Here is a 25935-nt window from a genome sequence, read left to right on the forward strand (position 1 = left end):
GGAACAACAATGCGCATCGGTGTCCTCGCCGCGTCGAGCCGGACCAATCCCGCGGCAATCGCGAAGATGACCGCCTACGCGGCGACCGCGTTCCCCGGAGTCGAGCTCGTTTTCCATCCACAATGTCTGGAGACCGACGGCCATTTCGCCGGCTCCGACTTTCGCCGCGCGAGCGCGTTCCTGGAGTACGCCAACGATCCGGCGTTCGACGCGCTCTGGTTCCTGCGCGGCGGCTACGGCGCGAACCGCATCCTCGCGATGGTCATGCCCGAACTCGGCCGCGCGGCGCGCCACAAGATTTATCTAGGCTATTCCGACGTCGGCTTCCTGCTCGGCGCGCTCTACGCCCGGCGGATCGGCCGACCGGTGCACGGCCCGATGGTCAGCGACATCAATCGGCATGACGGCGAGGCCACCGTCGCGCGGTCGCTCGGCTGGATCGTTCGCGGCGATCGGGCAGGGCTGGAGCCGGGCCTCGACGGCCGCCCGTCCGCCGCGTTCAATCTCAGCATCCTGACGTCGCTGATCGGCACCCCATGGCTGCCCGACCTGACCGACCACGTGCTGATCGTCGAGGAGGTTTCGGAGCCGATGTACGCGATCGACCGGATGCTGTTCAAAGTCGCTAACGCCACGCAGTTGAAGGGGATTGCGGGGTTGCGGCTGGGTGCTGTGACCGCGGTGCAGGAGAACGACCCGCCCTGGGGCGAGACGCTGGATTACATGATGGTGAGATGGTCGCGCGACATGGGTGTGCCCTACCTCGGGCGCGCGGAGATCGGGCATACGCAGGCGAACCACGCAGTGCCGTTCGGCGTGGTTTGAGGCGCGCCGACCCGACCAACCCGACCCGACCGAACCGACCCAACCTGGCCCGACTTCAGTTCCGCCTCCCAACGCCGACCGTCACCTCAGCGAAAGCTGGGGTATCCCCGTGGCGGATGCTGCGACCCGAATGGGGAGATCCCAGCTTTCGCTGGGATGACGGGCAAAGGAGGAGGGCGGTGGCAGGTGGCAGGTGGCAGGCGGCAGGCGTAAGGCAGCAGCGTAAGAGTGCCAACGCCATCAAACATCAGGAACCTCGCCCGAACCCCCGCATGATGGCTCCAGCGAAGCGGGTTGCCTATATACCCCACGCGACGGCATAAGCCGCGCACTTCCAACACGAGAAAGTCCCTCATGTCCGCCATGTTCCGCATTACGCTCCCCGACGGTTCCGTCCGCGAGGTTGCGCCCGGGACTACCCCCGCGGATGTCGCCGCGGCGATCGGCCCCGGCCTCGCCAAGGCGGCCCTCGCCGCGCGGATCGACGGGCAGGTGCGCGATCTCAACCGGCCGTTCGAAGGGGACACGCAGCTTGCCCTCGTGACCGCACGTGACGAGGCGGACGCGCTCGAACTGGTCCGCCACGATCTCGCCCACGTCATGGCGGAGGCGGTCCAGCACCTGTTTCCCGGCACGCAGATCACCTTCGGCCCCGCCACCGACGACGGTTTCTACTACGACTTCGCGCCGAAGGACCGTCCGTTCACCGACGAGGACCTGCCCGCGATCGAAGCCGAGATGCGCGCGATCATCGCCAGAAACGAGCCGTTCGTGCGCGAGGTCTGGTCGCGGCAGCAGTTGATCGACCGCTGGACGCAGCAGGGCGAGACCTTCAAGGCCGAATGGGCCGCCGAACTGCCCGAGGGCGAGGAACTGACGATCTACCGCCAGGGCGAGTGGCTCGACATGTGCCGCGGCCCGCACATGGCCTCGACCGGCAAGCTCGATCCCGCCGCCTTCAAATTGACGCGCGTCAGCGGAGCCTATTGGCGCGGCGACCAGAAGAACGCGATGCTGAGCCGCATCTACGGCACCGGCTGGCTCAACAAGAAGCAGCTCGACCAGCATCTCTTCCGCCTCGAGGAAGCCGCCAAGCGTGATCATCGGAAAATCGGCGCGGAGATGGACCTGTTCCACCTCCAGTCCGAGGCGCAAGGCTCGGTGTTCTGGCATCCCAACGGCTTCGTGCTCTGGCGCCAGATGGAGGCGTATATGCGCCGCCGTCTCGATGCCGCCGACTATGCCGAGGTGAAGACCCCGCAGCTGATGGACGCCAAGCAGTGGGAACAGTCTGGCCACTGGGGCAAGTACCGCGAGAACATGTTCGTCGTGCCGGACGAGATCCCGAATGCCGAAGACGAGGGCGCGATCCTGTCGGGCAAGGGCGACCTGATGGCGCTGAAACCGATGAACTGCCCCGCGCACGTCCTGATCTTCAAGCAGGGGATCAAGTCGTACCGCGACCTGCCGATCCGGATGGCCGAGTTCGGCTGCTGCCACCGCAACGAGCCGCACGGCGCGTTGCACGGCATCATGCGCGTCCGCCAGTTCACCCAGGACGACGCGCATATCTTCGTCCGCGAGGACCAGTTGGTCGAGGAGGTGCGCAAGTTCTGCGAGCTGCTCGACAGCGTCTACAAGCACCTCGGCTTCGAGGAGTATGCGGTGAAGCTCGCGCTGCGCCCCGAGAAGCGGTTCGGCGACGATGCGATGTGGGACAAGGCCGAGGCGGAGCTGCGCGAGGCGGTGATGCAGTCGGGCCTGAGCGACACGATCAAGGCGAATTTTGAGGAACTGCCGGGCGAGGGGGCGTTCTACGCGCCGAAGCTCGAATTCCATCTAACCGACGCGATCGGGCGGACGTGGCAGGTCGGCACGATCCAGTCGGACCGCGTGCTGCCCGAGCGACTCGACGCGTCTTACGTCGGCGCGGACGGCGAGCGGCACCGGCCGGTGATGCTCCACCGTGCGATCCTGGGCACGTTCGAGCGCTTCATCGGCATCCTGATCGAGCATCATGCCGGGCGCTTCCCGCTCTGGCTGGCGCCGGTGCAGGTGGTGGTCGCGACGATCGTCTCGGATGCCGACGACTATGCCCATCAGGTCGCCGCCGATCTCCGGAAGGCCGGGCTTCGCGTCGAAACCGACCTTCGCAACGAGAAGATCAACTACAAGGTGCGTGAGCATTCGCTGGCCAAGGTGCCGCTGCTGTTCGTGGTCGGCAAGCGCGAGGCGGACGAAGGCACCGTCGCGATCCGGCGTCTCGGCAGCCAGGGCCAGGAGATGATGGCGCTCGGCGATGCGACTGCACGGGTTGCGATCGAGGCGCGCGCACCCGATATGTGAACTAAGGGCCGGCTATTCCCCATCTGTTCGGGCGCGCGTTTCTACGCTATAGGCCGGCCCAAATATTGTCAGAAACTTCAGGAGCAACCCCCATACGTCCTCCCACGATACGCCGGCCGATGCAGACGCCCGCGATGAACGGTCCGCGATTCAACGAATTCATCCAGAGCCAGAAAGTCCGCGTGATCGATCACGAGGGCGAGAATCTGGGCGTGATGTACACGCGCGAAGCGATCGAGCAGGCTGCCGAGCACGGCCTCGACTTGGTCGAAGTGTCGCCTAACGCCGATCCGCCCGTCGCCAAGTTCCTCGATGTCGGCAAGTTCAAGTACGAGGCGCAGAAGAAGGCCAACCTCGCACGCAAGTCGCAGAAGACGCAGGAGATCAAGGAGATCAAGATGCGTCCGAACATCGACGACCATGATTACGACACGAAGATGAAGAAGGTGAACGACTTCATCGGCGAAGGCGACAAAGTCAAGATCACGCTGCGCTTCCGCGGTCGCGAACTCAGCCACGGCCAGCTCGGCATGAACCTGTTGAAGCGCGTCCAGGACGACGTCGCGGAAATCGCCAAGATCGAGGCGTATCCCCGCATGGAAGGCCGCCAGATGCTGATGGTGCTCGCACCGAAGTAATTTCGCAACGGCTTCGGCCGCAGCGATCGGAAATTGAAAGGCTGGTCGGTCCCGAGGGGCTGGCCAGCCTTTTTTTGTGCGTGGCGGCGGCGCATTCGGGTTATCGGCCCCTGCGGCTTGCGGCTTGCGGCCTGCGGCCTGCGGCTCGCGGAGTGCCCAACGAACAGGCGCGTCCACTTCTTGCCCCTCCCTGAAAGGGAGGGGTAGGGGGTGGGTCGGCCTGTTTGGGGCGCAACGTCGGTAATGGGGAAGCCGACCCACCCCCAACCCCTCCCTTCCAGGGAGGGGGGCTGGACAAAAGACGTATGCGATCGCTGCGCCGGATCGCGCGCGAACTGAAGGCGTCCTCTATCGCCGCCCCGGTTACCCTCCGACCTCACCCCAAACGGTTGCGATTTGAAACTAGGGTTTGGTCGCTGTCACTGTGTGGCGTTTTTGAGACATTACATTCAAAAATCTCTTTCCGTATGCGGAAATTGCTAGACGTTCACGTAGGAGTGCCTCTACCTATCGTCCAAACCATAAGTTCGAAAACATTCGAACACTCAGGAGAGAATGCCGATGCGTATGATCGCATATCTGTTGTCCGCCGCCGCGACCACGGCGCTCGTCACCCCGGCATTCGCGCAGGACGTGCCAACCACCCAGCCCGAGGCGCAGACCGCGACGACCACGTCCGGCACCGCCGCGGGATCGGTTGATGCCGGTCAGCCCCCGGTGGCGCCGCAGGCCGATACGGGCGGCAATGCAAGCGACATCGTCATCACCGCGACGCGCCGTTCAGAGCGCCTGTCGAACGTCCCGATCGCGGTCTCCGCGGTCGGCTCGGCCGCGCTCGAGAACACCGGCGCCAACGACATCCGCCAGGCCACGCAGCTTGTCCCCTCGCTGCTGATCTCGTCGACCGGCAGCGAGGCCAACGCCTCCGCGCGCGTTCGCGGCATCGGTACGGTCGGCGACAATCCCGGCCTCGAAAGCTCGGTTGCGGTGTTCATCGACGGGGTCTATCGCAGCCGCACGGGGTCGGGCCTGAACGACCTCGGCGAAGTCGACCGTATCGAGGTTCTGCGCGGACCGCAGGGCACGCTGTCGGGTCGCAACGCCACCGCTGGCTCGATCAACATCCTGACCAAGCTGCCTTCCTATGACTTCGGCGGCTATGCCGAGGCGACGTACGGCAACTATAACAACGTCCGCATCGCCGGCGCCCTGACCGGTCCGATCATCAAGGACAAGCTGGCCTTTCGCCTCGACGGCGTTTTCGGCAAGCGCGACGGCTATTATTACGATGTCATCAACGACACGGACTATAACGACCGCAATCGCTATTTCGTCCGCGGCCAGTTGCTGTTCGAGCCATCGTCGGACGTCACCGTTCGCGTGATCGGCGACTACACGCACCGCGACGAGAAATGCTGCGGCGCGGTCTATATCAACACGCAGGAAAAGATCGATCCGACCCCCGGCGTCACCGGCGATTTCGCGATCAACCCGTCGGGCAACCGCATTGTCCAGGTCATGCAGAGCATGGGCGCGGTGTTCCCCAGCGCAGGCGATCCGTATAACCGCCGCATCGCCAACTCGCCCGGTCGCGCCTATTCGAACGTCACCACCGATTACGGTGGCTCGGGCCAGATCGACGTCAATCTCGGCGGCGCGTCGCTCACCTCGATCACGGCATACCGGGAATACAAATCTGGCGGTGCAGCCGATATCGATTACGGCAATCTCGACATCGGCTATCGTGCGGACGACGGTAACAGCTATCGTCAGTTCCACACCTTCAGCCAGGAAGTCCGCCTGAACGGCTCGCTGTTCAACGATCGGTTGAACTGGCTGGTCGGTGGCTATTACTCGAAGGAAGACCTGGTCGTTGCCGACAATCTCAAGTTCGGCACGCAATATGGCGCCTTCGCCGCATGCCGCATCGTCGCGACGGCCAATCCGCTGGCGGCATTGCGCAACCCGAACAACCCGGGCTGCCTGAGCACGACCCCGCAGGCTGCACTGGGCGGCGCGAACGGGCGGCAGGCGCTCGGCGCATCGTTCGGTGCTCTCGGACCGACGATCCTCGCCGGTCTCGATCGCCTCAGCACGCTCAACAGTCTGGGCGATCAGCGCTCGACCTATTACCAGGACAGCGAGAACTACGCGTTCTTCACCCACAACATCTTTAAGCTGACCGACAAGCTCTCAATCACCGGCGGCCTGCGCTACACGCGCGAAGCGAAGGATTTCCACGCCGATTTCAACAACAACAATACGGTCTGCCCGGCTCAGCAGGCCAATCTCAGCCCATTGCTGGCCAGTGCCGCGGTCCCGGCCGCGCTCAAGACGCTGGTCGGTGGTATCATCACGCTCACCTGCACGGGTAACTCGACCTCCGCACTGAACGGCCTCGACCTGAACGACAGTTTCAAGGAAGGCGAGTTCACCGGGACCGGCGTGATCTCGTACAAGCCGCGTACCGACACGCTGCTGTATGCGTCCTTCTCGCGCGGCTACAAGGCAGGCGGCTACAACCTCGACCGGTCGGATCTGACCGCGAACGTCTTCTCGTCGCCGACCAACGCCAGCGTCGCCAATCTGCGCTTCGATCCCGAGACGGTGAACGCGTACGAACTCGGCCTGAAGTTCACGTCGAAGGACTTCACGTTCAACGTCGCGGGCTTCCGCCAGGAGTTCAAGAACTTCCAGCTGAACACCTTCAACGGCACCAACTTCATCGTCCAGAACATCAGCACCTGCGATACGAGCCTGAACGGTGCGGATCGCGATGCCAGCGCAACGACGGGCGCCTGCACGGGCAACGTCAAATACGGCGTCATATCGCAGGGCTTCGAACTCGAGGCGGGCCTGTTCCCGGCGCCGAATTATTCGGTGAACCTCGGCTACACCTACACGAACACCCGCTTCCGCAACAACCTGGTCGGCAGCGAGGACGGCCAGCCACTCGATCCGGCGTTGTTCCTGCTGTCGGGCAGCAACCTGTCGAATGCGCCGAAGCACACCGTGACCGCGTCGACCGCATGGACGCCGGATATCGGCTCGTCGGGCATGACCGCGCTGTTCTACGTCGATGGCCGCATGACCAGCGACTATAACACCGGCTCCGACCTGTTCCCCGAAAAGGCGCAGGACGGGTTCTTCCTGATGAATGCCCGCGTCGGTCTCCGCGGGCCGGAGCAGAAGTGGGCGCTGGAAGTCTGGGCGCAGAACCTGCTCGACACGAACTACCAGCAGGTCGCGTTCAACGCGCCGTTCCAGGGGGCCGGCAGCCAGGCGCAGACCCAGGCGTTCGGCACGACGGCCAATCAGATCTTCACCTCGTATCTGGCCGAACCACGCACGTACGGCCTGACGCTACGCACCCGCTTCTGATCGAGATTTTAGGTAAGAAAAAGCCGGTTCGCACTTAGGTGCGGGCCGGTTTTTTTTTGAGAAGAGCGCTCGGCCCAAATCCATCCGTCACCCCGGGCCTGTTCCGGGGCCCACGGTTCCGCGTATCAGCGGCTATTGAGCGTGCGGACCAGTGGATGCCGGAACGAGTCCGGCATGACGCGCAAACTTTACGGCGCCCTAAGCCGCCAGATCGATCTCTTCGCCCGCCGCTGCCGCCAATAACCGTCGCTCCAGCGTCTTCAATCGAGCCGGCTGGGTGATCCGGTCGCCGGTCAGGTCGGTGATGTAGAACGTATCTACCGCTCGCTCACCATAGGTCGCGACATGCGCGGAATGGATCGTCACTTTCGACTGGAACAGCGCATTGGCGAGCTGGTTCAGCAGCGCCGGCCGATCGCGCGCGTTGACCTCGACCACCGTGAACCGGTTCGACGCCTTGTTGTCGACCAGCGCATTCGGAACGATGTCGAAGGCCTCCGCGCGTGTCCGGGGCAGGGGCTTTGCCACCAGTCGATCGGCCAGCTTGCCACGGTTGGCGAGCGCATCTTCGATCGCAGTCTTCAGCCTCGAGAGCTGGCCGGACTCGTCGAACGGACGTCCGAACGGGTCCTGCACGAGAAAATTGTCGATTGCCATCCCGTCGCGCGTGGTGTGGATGCGCGCGTCGATGATGTTGCCTCCCGCGACGTGGATCGCACCAGCGATGCGGTAGAACAGCCCCGGATGATCGGCGGCGTAGATCGTAACGAGCGTCGCGCCGCGTTCCGGATAGACGTGCGCATCGATCGCGAGTTGCGCGTCGCCGGTGGTGGCAAGGAAGCGGGCATTGTGCGCGAGCACGTCTTCGGGTTCGGCAATCCAATAGGCTTCGGGTAGACGGTGGACGAGCGTCGCAAACGTCGTCTCATCCCAGCCAAGCGCGTCACGGAGATGCTCCTGTTTGGCCGCGATCCGCTCGGCGCGCCCCTTCTGCTTGTGGCCGAGCCGCAGGACCTCCTCGGCGGATTCGTAGAGGTCGCCGAGCAACTGGCGTTTCCAGCCGTTCCAGACGGCGGGGCCGACCGCGCGGATGTCGACGATCGTCAGTGTTAGCAACAGGCGGAGGCGCTCGGGGCTCTGCACCACGTCGCAGAAATCGAGGATCGTCTTGAAGTCGCTGAGGTCGCGTTTGAACGCGGTTGCGGACATCAGCAGGTGCCAGCGCACCAGCCAGGCGACCGTTTCGGTCTCCGCCGCGGTCAGCCCGAAGCGCGGGCACAGCCGTTGTGCCACTTCCGCGCCCAAGATCGAATGATCACCTCCACGACCCTTTGCGATGTCGTGGAGCAGTACCGCCACATACAGCGCACGCCGCGACACGATCTGTTCGAAGATCGCGCTGGCGAGCGGATGCTCTTCCTTCAGCAGGCCGTTTTCGATCCGCGCGAGCAGGCCGATCGCGCGAATGGTGTGCTCGTCGACGGTGTAGTGGTGATACATGTCGAACTGCATCTGCGCGACGACACGCGCGAAATCGGGCACGAACCGGCCGAACACACCCGCCTCGTTCATCCAGCGCAGCACAAGCTCGGGGTCTCGCGGCGAGGTCAGCACGTCGAGGAAGAGGGCGTTGGCGGTGGGGCTGTTGCGAACTTCATCGACAAGTTTGGCGTCGCGGGCGGCGGCGCGCATCGCCAGAGGGTGAATCTCGACGCCGTGTTTGTCGGCGAGTTGGAAGATCTCGATCAGGCGTTTGGGATCGGCCTGGAAGAAGTCGTCGCTCGGCAGCGCCAACCGCCCGCGATCGAGCACGAAGCCGTTGAGCTTTCGCGGCGAGCGGCGGATCGTCGGCAATCCGAAGCGCCGGCCACGCGCCGCGAACTTCTCGTCGAGATGCGCGAGGAAGACGCCGCTCAGCGTGCCGACGGTCTTCGCCTGCAGGAAATAGAACTGCATGAACCGCTCGACCTTCGACTTGCCCGGCCGGTCCGAGAACCGCATCCGGTCGGCGATCTCGCGTTGCAGGTCGAACGTCAGGCGATCCTCGGCGCGGCCGGTGATGCTGTGCAGATGGCACCGCACCGCCTGGAAGAAATTGTCGGCGCGGTGGAACAGGCGGTACTCGGACTTGGTGAACAACCCGACCTCGACCAGTTCGGCGGCGCGCTGGACGTCGTAGATGTATTTGCCGATCCAAAACAATGCGTGAAGATCGCGCAGGCCGCCTTTGCCCTCCTTGATGTTGGGTTCGACGACGTAGCGCGTATCGCCCATCTTCCGGTGCCGTGCGTCGCGTTCGGCGAGCTTGTCGGCGATGAAGGTGCGCGCGGTGTCCGCCTGGACCTCGGTCTTGAAGCGGTGCGACGCCTGTTCGTACAGTTCGGTGTCGCCGCAGACGTAGCGCGCCTCGAGCAGTGCGGTGCGGACGGTGACGTCGCTCTTCGCCTGGCGGACCATCTCGTCGAGCGAGCGGCTGGACTGGCCGAGCTTCAGCCCGAGATCCCAGAGCGCGTACAGCATCGACTCGATCACGCGCTCGGCCCAGGGCGTCTGCTTGCCGGGCGTGAGAAAGCCGATATCGACGTCCGAATGCGGCGCCATTTCCGCACGGCCGTAACCGCCGACGGCGATCAGCGTGAGGCGCTCGCCGATCGTCGGGTTGGGCAGGGGATAGAGCCGCTGCGTCGTGAAATCGAACAGGATGCGGAGCAGCGCGTCGATCAGATAGGCCTGCGCGCTCGATGCTTCCAACCCGCGCGACGGATGTTCGACGAGGCGACGTTCGACCTCTACCCGGCCCTTCTCCAGCGCGGTTTTCAGCAACGCGGTCGCGTCGCGGCGGAGCGCGGTCGGGTCGACGCCTTCCAGCGCGGCAATGGTTTCGGCGACGGCGCGGCGATCGATGATCGTGCGACGGTTGGGGAGGTGATCGAAGCGGCCGGACATGACGCTCAGATAGGGGCGCAACGCCCATGCGTCATCAGGATTGCGCAAAACGTCTGCGAAACGTAACCGGACGCGCGAGTGGAGGACGAAAATGAGCGAACCATTGCGCGTAGCCCTGGCCGGGCTGGGGACAGTAGGCGGCGGGGTGATCCGGCTGCTGGATGCGAACCGCGAGTTAATTGCGCGGCGGGCCGGGCGGGAGATCGAGATCGTTGCGGTTTCGGCGCGTGATCGGGGCAAGGATCGCGGCGTCGACCTGACGCGCTTCGCGTGGGTCGACGACACGACCGCACTGGCGAAGCAGCCGGGCGCGGACGTCGTGGTCGAGCTGATCGGTGGTTCCGATGGTCCGGCGCTGACGCTGGCGCGCAGCACGCTGGGCGCGGGGCGGAGTTTCGTCACCGCGAACAAGGCGATGATCGCGCATCATGGGCTGGAACTCGCGCAGGCAGCTGAAGGGGCGGGCGTCGCGCTGAAGTTCGAGGCGGCGGTTGCGGGCGGCATCCCTGTCATCAAGGGGCTTCGCGAGGGTGCAGCGGCGAACGAGATCGCCCGCGTCTACGGTATCCTCAACGGCACCTGCAATTTCATCCTGTCGAAGATGGAGTCGGAGGGCCGCGACTTTGCCGAAGTGCTGGCCGAGGCGCAGGCGCTCGGGTTTGCCGAAGCCGATCCGAGCTTCGACATCGACGGCGTCGATGCGGCGCACAAGCTGTCGATCCTGGCCGCGGTCGCGTTTGGGACGCAGCCGGCGTTCGGCGATGTCGCGATCGGCGGTATTCGCCATCTGCTGGGCGCGGACGTCGCCGAAGCGGCGGCGCTGGGGTATCGCGTGCGGCTGCTCGGGTTGGCGGAAGCGGGGGCGGACGGGCTGTTCCAGCGCGTGCATCCGCATCTCGTACCGATCGATCATCCGCTTGCGCATGTGACGGGGTCGCTCAACGCCGTAGTGGCGGAAGGCAATTTTGTCGGCCGGCTGCTGTTTCAGGGTGCTGGTGCCGGCGATGGCCCGACGGCAAGCGCCGTGGTGGCCGACCTCATCGACATCGCGCGGGGCGAGTTCGGGCCGCCGTTCGCGATGCCGGTGGTGTCGCTCACTGCTGCGTCGAAAGCGGATAGCGGCGAGCGGCGTGGTCGCGCGTATTTGCGCTTTACCGTTGCGGACCGGGTCGGGGTGCTGGCGGAGATCGCGGCGGCGATGCGTGACGCGGGCGTCTCGATCGAGAGCCTGATCCAGCGGGGGGCGATTGCGGATGGCAGCGTGCTGGTGGCGATCGTCACGCATGAGAGTCCGGAGCGGTCGATCGCGCAGGCTCTCGAGAAGCTGCGTGGATCGCAGAGTCTCGTGGGGCAGCCGATGTGGATGCATATTCTGGATTGAGGGGGGCTCTTCAGTCCTCGAACACCTCCACCCCGGCGAAGGCCGGGGCCCAATTGGAAGGGTCGCAGTAACGCTGCGCACCCTTCGTTAGCCCCGTCCCCCAATTGGGCCCCGGCCTTCGCCGGGGGGGGATCCTTGCCAGCGTGGGGGTCCTTGCCTGGGTGGCGGCGCCCGGATTGCGGCGCCCGGATTGCGGCGCCCGGATTGCGGCGCCCGGGTGGCGGCGATCGTCTGGATTGAGGGTCTTCTGCTCCCCTCCCTGGAAGGGAGGGGCTGGGGGTGGGTTGGCTTGTGGTTGAAGGTTGGCCTTCCCAAGCGGCCTACCGCTCCCGACCCCTCCCTTCCAGGGAGGGGAGAAACTCACGTCGAGGCCGTCGGTACCGATTGCTGCTCGACTTCCTCTCTTGTTCTCCCGCGAAGGCGGGAGCCCAGTCTGGGTCCCCGCCTTCGCGGGGAAACAACGCGGGGGTAGATCGCCAGCGTGGGAGTGCCTCAGTTTTTCGGATCATCCAGCACGATCGGCACGCGGTTCGACGTGTCCGGCTTTTTCCGGAACTTGCCGGCCACGTCCCGCACCAGCGCCATCGGATCCTTCCCTTCGCCATTTTCGCAGCAGCTATGCGGATCGATCAGCGCGCCGATGCCGCGGATCAGCACGACCGGGACCGTCAGCAAATCCACCCCGGTGCAGCCACCCGGCGGGCAGGGCCGCCCGGCATTGTCGAGCGCAGCGCGCGGATCGCCGGTCGGCTGGCGCGGGCGGTCCTGCGGCGGGCGTTCGCCGGGCAGGGGAAGGCGCTGCTCCGACGACCCGTTGCTGCCGCAGACGACGATCTCGGTCGGGCTCGAACCGGGGCAGGCGGGGGGATTCAGGATCGACCAGCTCTGCGGCGGCGGTGCGACGATCGGCGTCGTCGGCGCGGTGGCTTGCAACAGGATCGACAGCAGGATCACAGCGCCTCCAAAGTCCTAGTTGACGGTACCGACGGGACCATCGAGGTCGATCGGCACACGGCCCCGCTTGTCGGGTTTCTTCACCAGCGCGCTCTTGATCAGCCCGACCGCCGCCTTGGCGATGGGGGCTATCGGTGGACCAAAGCCGACCTGACACCCGCGCTGGCTGGCCGCACACGGCGTAGCCTCCAGTTGCAGCGCGCGGACCGCGCTGAGGTTGGGATTCGATGCAACCGCGTGGTCGGGCGGGCCGCGCTCGTCCGGCAGTGGCAGGCGCGGGCTGTTCGCTGCGGGGCCACCACAGACGATGATCTCGTTGCCATCCGTCGAGGCGGCCGCGCACGGATCGACCAGGATCGAAAATCGCTCCGACGCCGCGTTCGGAGACGGTGTGGCGACCTGCATCAGCACGGACAGGATGGCGGCGAACATCGGATAACCCCTTTACGGCGCGGGCTTGCGGAACGACGTGCCGCCTTCGCCGCCCATCGTCATGCTCACGCCCGCCATCCCGCCACCGACCTGGAACGGACCGAGATCGGCGAGTGGCGAGGTGCGGCGGAGCAAGCGGGTCCGTTCGTTGCGGACGCTCTCATGCTTGGGATCACCGGCGTCGTGGACGACGAACGGCACACGAAACCGGTCCGCGGTACGCATGCCGCAGACCGTGATATCGGTCTCATCGGCGCTTTGGATACAGGGTTGCTCGGCAGCCATCCGCGCCTTTGCGGTGGCCATCAGGGGGTCCTCGATCAGTATCGACAGCAGCATCGCGAGCATCGGCGCCTCCCGGACAGACATTCAGACTGACCGCGATCGGGCGCCGGGGCAAGCATCATTGCTCGATCTTGGCGACTCCGAGCCTGGGAATGTCGATTGCCGGGCAACGATCCATCACGACTTGCAGCCCTGCGGCCTCGGCGCGCGCTGCCGCTTCTTCGTTGATGACGCCGAGTTGCATCCAAACCGCCTTCGCACCCGCTGCAATCGCCTGATCGACCGCTTCACCGGCTGCGGCCGAGTTGCGGAAGATATCGACGATGTCGATCGGGTCGCCGAGCTGCGACAGCTCACGAAAGACGAACTCGCCGTGGATATGCTCGCCGGTGATCTGCGGATTGACCGGGATGACGCGGTAGCCGTGTGCCTGAAGCTTGGCCATCACGCCGTAGGAGGGACGGTCCGGGCGATCGGACGCACCAATCATCGCGATCGTCCGTGCGCCTTCGAGCAAGGCCTTGATGTCGGCATCGGCGGTCAACGGCATCGATGCCTCCTGTCGGGGAAACCTGGTCCGCTCGTACCGCAACTCTACGCGTCGGGTACGACCGGTAATCAGACAACGTGGATCGGGCCCGCGGGTTTCACAGTTTTCCGAGCCATGCGACGACCTGAGCCGCAATCGGCATGAACACAGTATCGTCGGGGTTCGAAGCCGGCGGCGTCCCCGCATCGGACGCGGTGCGGATCGAGATCGTCAGCGGTACGCGACCGAGGAACGGGATGCCGAGTTCGCGCGCCGCCGCTTCCGCGCCGCCATTGCCGAACGGGTCCGACGCCTCGCCGCAATGCGGACAGATATAGCCGGCCATGTTCTCGACGAGACCTATGATGGGAATGCCGGCCTTCTCGAACAGGTCGATCGCACGGCGCGCGTCGATCAGCGCGAGATCCTGCGGGGTGGAGACGATCACCGCGCCTGCGGGGCGGTATTTCTGAACCATCGTCAGCTGGACGTCGCCGGTCCCGGGCGGCAGGTCGAGTACGAGCGTATCGGTCAGGCCCCAGTCCGCCTCGACCAGCTGCCCGAGTGCGCCCGCGGCCATCGGTCCGCGCCATGCGATCGCCTTGCCCGGCTCGACGAGTTGGCCCATCGACAGAAGCGGTACGCCGTACGGGGTCGGGACCGGATCGAGCACCTTGTCCTTGGCGGTCGGACGCGTGCCCTCGACGTTCATCAGGCGTGGCTGTGACGGCCCATAAATGTCGGCGTCGACCAGCCCGACGCGGCGACCGGCGCGCGACATCGCGATGGCGAGATTGGCGGCGAGCGTCGATTTGCCGACGCCGCCCTTGCCGCTGGCGACCGCGATCAGCCGGCGGGTCGAGCGTTCGGCGGTCACCGCGATCCGCACTTCGGTCACGCCGGGCTGCGTCGCGGCCATCCGCACGGTTGCCTCCAGCGCATCGCGCGCCTGCGGGTCGAGCCCGGTGGCATCGATGATGATGCCCGCTCGTGTTCCTTCGAGCCGGACGGTCGCCCGCTTGCCCGCTACTGCAGCAACCGCCGCCTTTACCGCTTCGATGTCGATCATCCGCGCCAGATAGGACCGCAAAGGCCGCTTGGCACTGTTTTTCCGCCAGCGCACACCTATAAAGGTTGGTATGACGATCTTCTCGCGCTGGTTCCGGCGCCCCGATATCCTCGCCACCGAAACACCGAAAGGCCCTTGGGGCGGTTCGGGCGACGACGGTAACCCTGGCCCGCGCAATCCCTGGGCCCTGCCGCCCGGTGGTCGCAAACCTGCGGCCAAGCCTACTGCGCTCGACGAGTTCCTGCGGAAAGCGCGTGGCTCGGGTGGCGGGGGCGGCGGCAATGGCGGCTTCGGCGGGCTGCCGTCGGGCGCCAATGCCCGCGCGCTCTGGGCGATCGGCGTCGCGATTATCCTGGTTGTCTGGGTCCTGTTCACCTCGATCCACCAGATCGGCCCGCAGCAACGCGGCGTCGTCACTTATTTCGGCAAATATGCCGGTACGCTCGATCCGGGCGTTCGCCTGACGATGCCTGCGCCGATCGCCGACGTGACGGTGGTCGACGTGCAGAAGATCCGCACCGACAACTTCCCCGTCGGCGATGGCGAGAATCTGACGCTGACCGGCGACCAGAACATCATCGATCTTGCTTACTCGGTCCGCTGGGACATCGCCGATCCGCGCGATTACGTGTTCCAGCTCGCCGAGCCGAACGAAACCGTCCGCGCCGCCGCCGAGAGCGCGATGCGCGCGGTGGTCGCGACTACCACGCTCGACCAGGCGATCGGCACGGGACGCACGGTGATCGAACAGCGCGTCGCGGAGATGACCCAGCAGATCCTCGACGACTATAAGTCCGGCGTCCGCATCCAGGGCGTCGCGATCAAGCAGGCCGCCGCGCCCGCGCGGATCGTCGAGGACTTCAACGCCGTCACCGCTGCGCAGCAGGAGGCGATCGCCAACCTCAACCAGTCGCGCTCCTATGCGCAGCAGGTGGTGGCCCGTGCGCAGGGCGAGGCCGCATCGTTCGACAAGGTGTACGAGCAGTATCGTCTCGCGCCCGAAGTGACGCGCCGCCGTATGTATTACGAGACGATGGAGGCGGTGCTCGCCAAGAGCGACAAGACGATCGTCGAGACGCCGGGCGGGGTGGTGCCGTATCTGCCGCTGTCGAACGCCAAGCGCTTGCCGAACCCCGAGGCTGTCCAGTCGACGCCAGCACCGGCCGCGGCGGCGGCTGCTGCCCCCCAGCCTGGAGCTGCCCAGTGAACGCCGTGAGTTTCCGCAATCCGATCGTGGCCGGGATCGTCGCGCTGCTGCTGGTGATCCTCGCCGCCGCAACTTTCGCGATCGTGCCCGAGACCAAGCAGGCGGTGATCCTGCGCTTCGGCCAGCCGATCCGCACGGTGAACGCCTGGCAACCCAACACCGCGTTCGGCCAGACCGGCGCCGGTCTGATCGCCCGCATCCCGTTCGTCGACCGGATCGTGTGGATCGACAAGCGCGTGCAGGATCTGGAGCTCGACAACACGTTGGTGCTGTCGACCGACCAGTTGCGGCTCGAAGTCGATGCGTACGCCCGCTACCGGATCGTCGATCCGCGGAAGATGCGGAATGCGGTCGGCAGCGAGGACCGTATCCCCGATCAGCTGCGCCCGATCCTCGGCTCGGCGTTGCGCAACGAGCTCGGCAAGCGGCGCTTCGTCGAACTGCTCAGCCCCGAACGCTCGGAACTGATGGACAACATCCAGAAGGGCCTCCAGCGCGTCGCCAGCCAGTACGGCGTGGAGATCGTCGACGTCCGTATCAAGCAGGCGAACCTGCCCGTCGGCCTGCCGCTCGAAAGCGCGCTCAAACGCATGTCGAGCGCGCGTCAGCAGGAGGCGATCACGATCCGGGCCGAGGGCCAGAAGCAGGCGCAGATCGTTCGTGCGCAGGCCGATGCGGATTCGGCGAAGATCTATGCCGAGAGCTTCGGCAAGGACGCCGATTTCTACGACTTCTACCGTGCGATGCAGTCGTATCGGCACACGTTCGGCGCGGATGGCGGTCCGGCACCCGAAGGATCGACCTCGATCATTCTTTCGCCGAACAACAGTTATCTGAGGGAATTTGAGGGCCGCGGGCGTTGAGCCTGCGGAACCTTTGAACCCCGCGCCATATTCAAGCCCATATTCAAGCATTGTTCAGAACGGCGTCCCTACGGGATACCTGTTTCGATTGATGAAACGAGAGGACAACATCTAGTGCGTTACGCCTACGCCATTACCAGTGCTCTTCTCCTCGGCGGCGCGACCGCGACGCTCGCGCTCCAGCCCAGCGGCGCGCAGGTCGCGCAGAACGAACCCGGTGCGATCCAGGCGGTCTCGCCGAAACCCGGCGCGCCTATGAGCTTCGCCGACATGGTCGCGCGGCTCCAGCCCGCGGTCGTCAACATCTCGACCAAGCAGACGATCGTCCAGAAGCAGCAGGCCAATCCGTTCGCGGGTACGCCGTTCGGCGACCTGTTCGGCGGCATGGGCGGCGGCGGCGCTCCAGGCGCTCCCCCCGTAAAGCGCGAGGGCGCCTCGCTAGGCTCGGGCTTCCTGATCTCGCCCGACGGCTATGTCGTCACGAACAACCACGTGATCTCGCCAGGCGCGCAGGGCGCTACTGTCGATTCGATCACCGTCACGCTCAGCGACAAGAAGGAATATGTCGCCAAGGTCATCGGCAAGGATCAGGAGTCCGACCTCGCGCTGCTCAAGATCGATGCAGCAAACCTGCCGTTCGTGAAGTTCGGCGACTCGAACGGCGCGCGCGTCGGCGACTGGGTCGTCGCGATCGGCGAGCCGTTCGGCCTCGGCGGCACCGTGACCGCGGGCATCGTCTCGGCGATCAACCGCGTCACCGGGCAGGGCGGCGCGTATGACCGCTTCATCCAGACCGACGCGTCGATCAACCAGGGCAATTCGGGCGGCCCGATGTTCGATCTGAACGGCAACGTGATCGGAGTGAACTCGCAGATCTTCAGCCAGTCGGGCGGCAATATCGGCATCGGTTTCGCGATCCCCGCAGCCGTCGCCAAGCCGATCATCGCGACCTTCATGAAGGGCGGCACGATCGAGCGCGGCTATATCGGCGTCCAGTTGCAGCCGGGTGGCACGATCAACGAGGATACCGCCGCGGCACTCGGCATCCCCAAGAACCAGGGTGAGCTGATCAACGACGTGACTGCCGGCGGTCCGGCGGCAAAGGCCGGCGTGCGCGCGGGCGATGTCGTGACCAAGGTGAACGGCCAGCCGGTGACGGTTGACCAGTCGCTGTCGTACCTCGTCTCGAATGTGAAGCCTGGCCAGACCGCACGTCTCGACATCCTGCGCAACGGCAAGCCGACGACCGCCAACGTGGTCGTCGTGCCGCGTCCGAGCGCGGACAAGCTCGCCGCGACGCTGGGCGGCGACGCGCAGGGGTTCGGTGGTGACGACAGCGATGACGGCGACGATTCCGGCACCACCGCGGCACCAACGGCCGGCGCGGCGCTCGGGATCGGCGTACAACCGCTGACCCCGGCGATCGCACAGGCGGTCGGCGTCGAGGCAGGCACGCAGGGCGTCGTCATTGCAGTGGTCGCGCAGACCAGTGATGCGTACGGCAAGCTCAAGCGTGGCGATGTCATCATGTCGGTCAACGGCACGCCGGTGCGTACCTCGGCCGACGTTCAGACCGCAGTAACGACCGCAAAGTCCGCCGGGCGTCCGCAGGTCCTGTTGCAGGTCAAGCGTGGTCGGGGCCCGGCGCAGTTCCTGCCGGTCAAGATCAAGTAAGACACCACTGACCCGACCGATCGAAAGGACCGTCGCTCTCCCGAGTGGCGGTCCTTTTTCTTTGTATCGCGCGGGGATAGGGTCGCGACGGATACAGAGGACGAGAACCATGAGCGACGGCATCTTCATCGGCGCGAGCGTGGACGGCAAGCCGCAGACGCTGGAACTGAAGCGCGCCAATCGGCACGGCCTGATCGCGGGCGCGACCGGGACCGGCAAGACGGTGACCTTGCAGGGGATCATCGAAGGTTTCTCCGCGAACGGCGTGCCGTGCTTCGTCGCCGACGTGAAGGGGGACCTGTCGGGGCTCGCCATGGCCGGGTCGCCGACCGCGAAGACGCATGCAAGCTTCGCCGAACGTGCGAAAGCAATTGGCGACGCCAGTTGGGCCTATGCCGACAACCCCGTGCAGTTCTGGGACCTGTTTGGCGAGCAGGGCCATCCCATCCGTACCACGATCAGCGAGATGGGGCCGCTGCTGCTGTCGCGGCTGATGGACCTCAACGAGGTGCAGGAGGGCGTGCTGACGATCGCCTTCCACGTCGCCGACAAGGAGGGGCTGCTGCTGATCGACCTCGACGATCTCCAGGCGATGCTGACCGAATGCGCCGGGCGTGCGGATGAGCTGACGGTGACCTACGGCAACGTGTCGAAGCAATCGATCGGCGCGATCCAGCGGTCGCTGCTCCAGTTGCGCACGCAGGGCGCGGAGAATTTCTTCGGCGAGCCCGCGCTGGAGATGAACGACTTCATCGGCGTCGACGACAAGGGGCGGGGGATCGTCAACATCCTCGCCGCGGACAAGCTGATGGCCTCGCCGAAACTGTATGCGACGTTCCTGCTATGGCTGATGAGCGAGCTGTTCGAGCATCTTCCCGAGGTCGGTGATCCCGACAAGCCGGTGCTGTGCTTCTTCTTCGACGAGGCGCATCTGCTGTTCGACGAGGCGCCGAAAGCGCTGCTGGAGAAGATCGAGCAGGTCGTCCGCCTGATCCGCTCGAAAGGGGTGGGCGTGTATTTCATCACGCAGAACCCGATCGACATTCCCGACACGGTGGCGGGGCAGCTCGGCAACCGGGTGCAGCATGCATTGCGTGCGTTCACGCCCCGCGACCAGGCGGCGGTGCGCTCGGCCGCGGAGACGTTTCGCGCGAACCCCGGCGTCGACGTCGCGACGGTCATCACCGAACTGAAGGTCGGCGAGGCGCTGGTGTCGCTGCTCCAGGCGGACGGCGCACCGACCCCGGTCGAACGCACGCTGATCAAGCCGCCCGTGTCGCGCGTCGGGCCGATTACGCCTGCCGAGCGGAAGGTCATGATCGAAACCGACGCGGTCGGCGCGAAATACGATACGCTGGTCGACCGTGAATCGGCGGAGGAGCTGCTCGCCGCCAAGACGCAGGAGGCTAGCGCTGCGGCGGCCGAGGCCAAGGCGACCACGGAGGCGGAGAAGGCTGCGGCTGCGCAGGCTAAGGCGGACGCAAAGGCGGCGAAAGAGGCGGAACGCGCTCGGGTTGCCGAGCAGCGCGAAGCGGATCGCCAGCAGCGTGAGGCGGACCGCGAGGCAGCGAACTCGCCTTGGACCAAGATGGCGACCTCGGCGACGCGCGCCGCGAGTTCCTCGATCGGTCGTCAGGTGGCAAACGAGATCGGCAAGCAGGTGTTCGGCGCCAAGTCCCGCCGGTCATCGTCGAGCGGTGGTTTGGTTGGTACCGTCCTGCGCGGGGTTTTAGGTGGCCTCTTCCGAGGCTAAGCTGCCTCCATAATCGGGGGCGGGCTGCCCCCAAACAAACACCACCCCGGCGAAGGCCGGGGCCCAATTGGGGAACGGAGGTAACGTCAGACGGCGTTCCGTTAAATCGACCGTTCCAATTTGCCCCGGCCTTCGCCGGGGTGGTGGTCAAGCCATTCAAGGAGTCAGACGATGTCCCTCGATTTCGAATCCACCACCGACTGGGCCCCGACCGACTGGACCGCCGTCGGCGAGGACAGCCTCGACGACGCGATCGTGCTCCGGCGTGCGATCCACGCCGATCCCGAAGTCGGCCTTCACTGCCCCCGGACGTCGGACAAGGTGAAGGCGGCGCTTGCCGGCCTGCCGCTGGAAATCCGCGAGGGCACCTCCACCACCGGCTTCGTCGCGATCCTACGTGGCGGGCGCGGCGGCACTGCTGGGGGTAACGGGCGGACGGTATTGTTGCGCGGCGACATGGACGCGCTGCCGATGCAGGAGGAAACCGGCCTGCCGTTCGCCTCCAAGATCGACGGCGCGATGCACGCCTGCGGCCATGATTCGCACACCGCAATGCTCGTCGGCGCGGCCAAGGCACTCTGCGCACGCCGCGACGAACTGCCCGGCACGGTCGTCTTCATGTTCCAGCCTGGCGAGGAAGGGCATCACGGCGCTCGCCACATGATCGCCGACGGCCTGCTCGACTCCCCGCTGCCCGAAGCTGGGTTCGCGCTCCACATCTCGCCGAACATGCCGATGGGCCATGTCGTCAGCCGCGCGGGTACGCTGATGGCCTCGACCGATACGCTGCGCGCGACGATCACCGGCCGCGGCGGGCATGCCGCGATGCCGCACGACTGCCTCGATCCGTTGCCGATCGCCTGCGAGATCGTCACGGCGTTGCAGACCTATGTCGCTCGGCAGGTCGCGGTCACCGATCCTGCGGTCCTGTCGATCACCAAGCTCAACGCCGGCAGTGCGCACAACGTGATCCCGTCGACCGTCGAGATGCTCGGCACGATGCGGACGCTGTCGGAGCGCACGCGCGAGCAGGTGCGCGCGGCGTTCATCCGCATGGTCGAGGGCATCGCTGCGGCGCATGGCGCGGTCGGTACGCCGACGATCGAGGAAGGCTATCCGGTCACCGTCAACGACGAGCGCGCCACCGATCTGATGAAGGCGTGCGCGACCGCGATCGGTGGCGAGGGTGCGTATCAGGTTATGCCGCCGATGATGGGCGCGGAGGACTTCTCCTACGTGCTTCAGAAACTGCCGGGCGCGATGGCCTTTATCGGTGCAGCGCCAAAGGGGAGTGATCCGCGTACGCATCCCCCGCTGCACAATACGAAGATGACGATCGATGAGCGCGTGATGGCGCACGGGATCGCGATGCACTGCGCGGTGGCGGAGCGGTTCCTGGCGAACGGTTTCGACTGAGGGCGTCGTCTTACCCCTCCCTGGAAGGGAGGGGCAGGGGGTGGGTCGGTTTCCGCATATTCCAGACGGGAATGGCTAAAACCAGCCGACCCACCCCCAACCCCTCCCTTCCAGGGAGGGGGGCAGAAGAGCGTCTGCGTCTCAGCCCTCAGTTCGAGGGCCGCGTGGTCCCCGCATACTTCGCCACCGCCGCCGCGGCTGCCTGAATCAGCCGTTGCCGCTCTGGCATCGGCCGAATCGTGTCGCCGATCATCACCGCGATCGCATAGCGACGCCCATCCGGCGCGGTCAGTAGGCCGACGTCGTTAAATCCCGCATTGCGCCGGCCGAGATCCTGCCCCGTGCCGGTCTTGTGCGCGATCTCCCAGCCGCCGGGCAGCGCGGCGCGCAGGCGGGCGCGGCCGGTGACCGAGCGCCCCATCGTGTCGAGCAGGATCTTGGTCGAGGTTTCCGACAAGATATCACCCTTCGCCAGCCGGGCAATCGCATCGGCGATCGCGATCGGCGCGGCGCCATCGGGCGGATTGCGCACATACGCATTCATCGCAGCCTCGCGTACCGCCGGCGACAGCCGATTACGCGCCGTCATGAAGCCGCCGTTGACCGCATAGGAGGGCTGCCAGACGAGCCCTGCCGTGCCGCTCTGCAACAGCCGCTCGCCCGGCCCGAACCGGATCGCGCCGAGTTGTTTGCGCGCGATCATCGACCGCACCGCGGATGGCCCACCGACGCGCGTGAGCAACCGGTCGTTCGCGGTATTGTCGCTATGCGTCAGCGCGCGCGTCAGTAGCTCGCCGACCGTCGTCCGATAGCCGTCGCCCTTCACCAGCATCGCGATCGGCTGGTGGAACAGAGTCAGGTCCTGCGGCCGCACGAGGATCGGCTCGTCGAGGCGGATCTTGCCCTGGTCGCGCAGGTCCATCACGGTCATTGCGACCCACAGCTTGCTGACCGATTGCTGCGGCAACAACTGGCGCCCCCCGGCCTCGACCGTCCAGCCATCGTCGACCGCGCGGACGGCGATGCCGGCCTTGCCCTGGAATCCGCTTTGCAATTCGGAGATCGCGTTGACCAGGCTGGCTGGCGCGGGGCGCGGAGTCCGCGGTAATGGTGGCGGCACCGGGATCGAGACGAATCCCCCGGCCTGCTGCATCGGGGTGACCGCTGGCGGGCTCGGCCGCGACGCCGATCCGCATCCGGCGAGCGCCACGCCGAATAGGGTGGTTGCCAGAAGCCGCTTGAACGCACTCGCCGATGTCATGATGGATTGAACGCCCTGCACTGGAGCAGCGACCCTTATCCGTTGATCCGGCCCGGGAAACAGGGCCCGCGCCCCACTGCGACGAAGCGCGCCGAGGGTGCGCCGAGTCGCCCCCATGTCAGGGAACGAGAACCGTATCGACCGCGTCGGGCAGCGTTTCGGGATAATCGAGCGTGAAATGCAGCCCGCGGCTTTCGTGCCGGTGCAGCGCCGATCGCACGATCAGCTCGGCGGTCTGGAGCAGGTTGCGCAGCTCGATCAGGTCAGGGGTGACGCGGAAATGCTGGTAATATTCCGCGACCTCGTCGTTGAGCAGTTCGATACGGTGCTTGGCGCGTTCGAGCCGCTTGGTGGTGCGGACGATGCCGACGTAGTTCCACATGAAGCGGCGGATTTCGGTCCAGGTCTGCTTGATGACGACCTCTTCATCCGAATCCGTGACGCGGCTTTCGTCCCAGGGGCGGATTGGCGGGGGCGGGGGCAGTTTGTCCCAGTTCGCCGCGATGTTGTCCGCCGCCGCCTCGCCGAACACGAAGCATTCGAGCAGCGAGTTGGACGCGAGGCGATTGGCGCCGTGCAGGCCGGATTCGGTGCACTCGCCGGCGGCATACAGGCCGGGGAGATCGGTCTTGCCGTGTTCGTCGATGACGATCCCGCCGCACGTATAATGCTGCGCGGGGACGACCGGGATCGGCTGCGTGGTCATGTCGATACCGACCGTCAGCAGCTTCTCGTGGATGTTCGGGAAGTGGTGGCGGATGAATTCGGCGGGCATGTGGCTGATGTCGAGATGGACGTAATCGAGGCCGTAGCGCTTGATCTCGGCATCGATCGCGCGCGCGACGATATCGCGCGGCGCGAGTTCCATGCGCGCGGGGTCGTAATAGGTCATGAAGCGCTTGCCGGTCGACGGATTGATCAATCGCCCGCCTTCGCCGCGCACTGCCTCGGTGATCAGAAAATTCTTGACCTCAAGGTTGTAGAGGCAGGTCGGGTGGAACTGCATCATCTCCATGTTGGAGACGCGGGCGCCGGCCCGCCACGCCATCGCGATGCCGTCACCGGTCGCGCCGCGGGGAGCGGTCGAGAACAGGTACGTGCGGCCGGCGCCACCGGTCGCGAGGATCGTCGCGCGCGCGGTGTAGAGGGCGACGCGCTCGGTCTTGCGGTCGACCGCGTAGACCCCCCAGACATTGCCGGCACCCGAATAGCGTTGCTCGTGACGGCCGGTGGCGAGGTCGATCGCGATCTGGTCGGGGACCAGCGTGATATTCGGATGCGCTTCCGCAGCCTTCTGCAACGCCTCCTGCACAGCCCAGCCGGTCGCGTCGGCGACGTGGACGATACGGCGGTGCGAATGGCCGCCTTCGCGCGTCAGGTGCAACGCGTTGCCTTCGGTCTCGAACGGGACGCCGAGATGCGTCAGGCGCTCGATCGCGGCGGGGGCGCCTTCGACGACCATCTCGACGACCGCGCGGTCGTTGAGACCGGCACCGGCGACCATCGTGTCCTCGACATGGTTCTCGAACGTGTCGCCGGGCTCGAGCACGGCGGCGATCCCGCCCTGCGCCCAGGCGGTCGAGCCCTCGTTCAGCGCGCCCTTGGCGAGCACGGTGACCTTGAAACGGTCGGCGAGGTTGAGCGCGGCGGTAAGACCTGCGGCGCCTGAGCCGACGATCAGGATGTCGCTGTTCATGCGTTGGCGGCGCGAGTCAGGCTGAGGAAGACGTCTTCCAGATCAGGCTCCTTGGTCGAGACGTCGACGATGCCGAAGCCGCCGGACTGGATTGCCGCCAAGACTTCGCCGGCGTTCACGCGGTCCTTCTTGTAGGTGATCTCGAGCGTGCGATTGCCCTTGAGCGTGATCTTCTGGAAGCAGGCGTTGGCGGGGATATCGGTCACGTCGCGGTCGACGGTGACGGCGACGATCTTTTCCTGCGCCTTGCCGACCAGTTCGCGCGTGGGTTCGTTGGCGATCAGGCGACCGTTGTTGATGATCGCGATCCGGTCGCAGAGTTCCTCGGCTTCCTCGAGATAGTGCGTGGTGAGTACCACCGTCACGCCGGCTTGGTTGAGGCTGCGGACATAGGTCCAGAGCTGCTGGCGAAGCTCAATGTCGACGCCCGCGGTCGGCTCGTCGAGGACGAGGACGGGGGGCGAATGGACCATGGCCTTGGCCACCATCAGGCGGCGCTTCATGCCGCCCGACAGCGTCCGGGCGTAGGCGTGCGCCTTGTCTTCGAGGTGCACTGCGCGGAGCAGCTCCATCGTGCGGCGCTTCGCCTTGGGGACGCCGTAGAGCCCGGCCTGGATCTCCAGCGTCTCGAACGGCGAGAAGAAGGGGTCGAACAGGATCTCCTGGTTGACGATTCCGATCGACGCCTTGGCGTTGCGCGGGTGCTCGTCGATGTCGAAGCCCCAGATCGCGGCGCTGCCATCGGTTTTGTTGACGAGGCCCGCGAGGATGTTGATGAGCGTCGACTTGCCCGCGCCGTTGGGGCCGAGCAGCCCGAAGATCTGGCCGCGGGGGACGTCGAACGTGACGCCGTCCAGCGCGCGCTTGCCGCCGGCGTAGGTCTTGCAGAGATTCGAGATGGCGATCGCAGCTTCGGTCATAGGTGCGGCATAGCGGGGCGGTGCGGGCGGGTCATCCCCTCGGGCGTTGCAAAGAAGATTTGTTCGCGCGGAGACGGGGAAGAACCAATTGCCCGGCCCGCCAGCCCTTGCTATCGCCCCCTCATGCATCCGCCGCTCGAAACCACCCGCGTCACCCACGCCCGCGTCGCCTGCGATGGCGCCACAGACATTCCCGGCGGTGCGGCACTCGGCCATCCGCGTGTCTGGTTGCAGATCGACGAGACCGGCTATGTCGATTGCGGCTATTGCGACCGGCGTTTCATCCTGGTCGGCGGCGCGGCCGACGGCGCGGATCAGTCGACGTTGCGCGATCACGGGGATGGCGCCGGGCGCTAAGC

General features: G+C 65.8%; 20 protein-coding genes. 11 read left to right on the forward strand and 9 right to left on the reverse strand.

All coding sequences use genetic code 11. The features are described from left to right. Window positions 1–9: 9 nt before the first annotated feature. The 4 genes from H8S47_RS11540 (at window position 10) to H8S47_RS11555 (ending at window position 7190) form a co-directional block, all read left to right on the forward strand. The gene (locus tag H8S47_RS11540; protein WP_187504009.1) at window positions 10–825 is read left to right on the forward strand and encodes an LD-carboxypeptidase; all 816 of its coding nucleotides are present in this window, start codon (window positions 10–12) and stop codon (window positions 823–825) included. A gap of 354 nt (window positions 826–1179) precedes the next feature. Continuing rightward, window positions 1180–3171, forward strand: coding sequence for a threonine--tRNA ligase (gene thrS, locus H8S47_RS11545; protein WP_187504010.1), 1992 nt, complete (start codon window positions 1180–1182; stop codon window positions 3169–3171). A gap of 134 nt (window positions 3172–3305) precedes the next feature. After that, window positions 3306–3809 (forward strand): translation initiation factor IF-3, encoded by a 504-nt coding sequence (gene infC, locus H8S47_RS11550; RefSeq protein ID WP_093398812.1) that lies wholly within the window; start codon window positions 3306–3308, stop codon window positions 3807–3809. A 561-nt stretch (window positions 3810–4370) separates the two neighbouring features. Next, a complete protein-coding gene (locus H8S47_RS11555) occupies window positions 4371–7190 on the forward strand; it encodes a TonB-dependent receptor (RefSeq protein WP_187504011.1) in 2820 nt (939 codons plus the stop codon). A 198-nt stretch (window positions 7191–7388) separates the two neighbouring features. On the opposite strand, the gene H8S47_RS11560 is transcribed toward H8S47_RS11555, so the two are convergent. Further along, window positions 7389–10136: a [protein-PII] uridylyltransferase gene (locus H8S47_RS11560; RefSeq protein WP_187504012.1), complete on the reverse strand. Its 2748-nt coding sequence runs from the start codon at window positions 10134–10136 to the stop codon at window positions 7389–7391. A gap of 91 nt (window positions 10137–10227) precedes the next feature. On the opposite strand from H8S47_RS11560, the gene H8S47_RS11565 reads away from it, so the two are divergent. Continuing rightward, window positions 10228–11517, forward strand: coding sequence for a homoserine dehydrogenase (locus tag H8S47_RS11565; protein ID WP_187504013.1), 1290 nt, complete (start codon window positions 10228–10230; stop codon window positions 11515–11517). A 492-nt stretch (window positions 11518–12009) separates the two neighbouring features. On the opposite strand, the gene H8S47_RS11570 is transcribed toward H8S47_RS11565, so the two are convergent. The 5 genes from H8S47_RS11570 to H8S47_RS11590 form a co-directional block, all read right to left on the reverse strand. After that, entirely contained in the window at window positions 12010–12471 is a 462-nt protein-coding gene (locus tag H8S47_RS11570) for a hypothetical protein (protein ID WP_187504014.1), read from the reverse strand. 15 nt (window positions 12472–12486) lie between these two features. After that, window positions 12487–12903, reverse strand: coding sequence for a hypothetical protein (locus H8S47_RS11575; protein WP_187504015.1), 417 nt, complete (start codon window positions 12901–12903; stop codon window positions 12487–12489). A gap of 12 nt (window positions 12904–12915) precedes the next feature. Then, a complete protein-coding gene (locus tag H8S47_RS11580; protein WP_235982803.1) occupies window positions 12916–13272 on the reverse strand; it encodes a hypothetical protein in 357 nt (118 codons plus the stop codon). 34 nt (window positions 13273–13306) lie between these two features. Continuing rightward, entirely contained in the window at window positions 13307–13738 is a 432-nt protein-coding gene (locus tag H8S47_RS11585) for a CoA-binding protein (RefSeq protein WP_187504016.1), read from the reverse strand. Window positions 13739–13835: 97 nt separating this feature from the next. Next, entirely contained in the window at window positions 13836–14786 is a 951-nt protein-coding gene (locus tag H8S47_RS11590; protein WP_187504017.1) for an Mrp/NBP35 family ATP-binding protein, read from the reverse strand. Between the two features lie 70 nt (window positions 14787–14856). Between H8S47_RS11590 and hflK the strand changes: the two genes are divergently transcribed. The 5 genes from hflK (at window position 14857) to H8S47_RS11615 (ending at window position 21699) form a co-directional block, all read left to right on the forward strand. Next, on the forward strand, window positions 14857–15993 hold the full coding sequence (gene hflK / locus H8S47_RS11595; RefSeq protein WP_187504018.1) for a protease modulator HflK: 1137 nt from the start codon (window positions 14857–14859) through the stop codon (window positions 15991–15993). After that, window positions 15990–16856, forward strand: a complete 867-nt coding sequence (gene hflC / locus H8S47_RS11600) for a protease modulator HflC (RefSeq protein WP_328805510.1) — start codon at window positions 15990–15992, stop codon at window positions 16854–16856. Before hflK ends, hflC begins: the two co-directional genes overlap by 4 nt. 114 nt (window positions 16857–16970) lie before the next feature. Further along, window positions 16971–18530, forward strand: a complete 1560-nt coding sequence (locus H8S47_RS11605; RefSeq protein ID WP_187504019.1) for a Do family serine endopeptidase — start codon at window positions 16971–16973, stop codon at window positions 18528–18530. 109 nt (window positions 18531–18639) lie between these two features. Continuing rightward, entirely contained in the window at window positions 18640–20283 is a 1644-nt protein-coding gene (locus H8S47_RS11610; RefSeq protein WP_187504020.1) for a helicase HerA-like domain-containing protein, read from the forward strand. A gap of 171 nt (window positions 20284–20454) precedes the next feature. Next, window positions 20455–21699 carry a M20 metallopeptidase family protein gene (locus tag H8S47_RS11615; RefSeq protein ID WP_187504021.1) on the forward strand — a complete coding sequence of 415 codons (1245 nt, stop codon included), beginning with the start codon at window positions 20455–20457 and terminating at the stop codon, window positions 21697–21699. A 148-nt stretch (window positions 21700–21847) separates the two neighbouring features. On the opposite strand, the gene H8S47_RS11620 is transcribed toward H8S47_RS11615, so the two are convergent. The 3 genes from H8S47_RS11620 to H8S47_RS11630 all read right to left on the reverse strand — a co-directional run bounded on the left by H8S47_RS11620 (window position 21848) and on the right by H8S47_RS11630 (window position 25576). Further along, window positions 21848–22960 carry a serine hydrolase gene (locus tag H8S47_RS11620; protein ID WP_187504022.1) on the reverse strand — a complete coding sequence of 371 codons (1113 nt, stop codon included), beginning with the start codon at window positions 22958–22960 and terminating at the stop codon, window positions 21848–21850. Between the two features lie 118 nt (window positions 22961–23078). Next, window positions 23079–24656: an L-aspartate oxidase gene (nadB, locus tag H8S47_RS11625; protein WP_187504023.1), complete on the reverse strand. Its 1578-nt coding sequence runs from the start codon at window positions 24654–24656 to the stop codon at window positions 23079–23081. After that, window positions 24653–25576: an ABC transporter ATP-binding protein gene (locus tag H8S47_RS11630; RefSeq protein WP_187504024.1), complete on the reverse strand. Its 924-nt coding sequence runs from the start codon at window positions 25574–25576 to the stop codon at window positions 24653–24655. Before H8S47_RS11630 ends, nadB begins: the two co-directional genes overlap by 4 nt. Before the next feature lie 123 nt (window positions 25577–25699). Between H8S47_RS11630 and H8S47_RS11635 the strand changes: the two genes are divergently transcribed. Continuing rightward, complete coding sequence (locus H8S47_RS11635) at window positions 25700–25933, forward strand: zinc-finger domain-containing protein (RefSeq protein ID WP_031393477.1); 234 nt, start codon at window positions 25700–25702, stop codon at window positions 25931–25933. The last annotated feature ends 2 nt before the right edge of the window (window positions 25934–25935 follow it).

This window comes from Sphingomonas albertensis, assembly GCF_014358075.1.
In the GTDB taxonomy this organism is placed as follows: domain Bacteria; phylum Pseudomonadota; class Alphaproteobacteria; order Sphingomonadales; family Sphingomonadaceae; genus Sphingomonas; species Sphingomonas albertensis.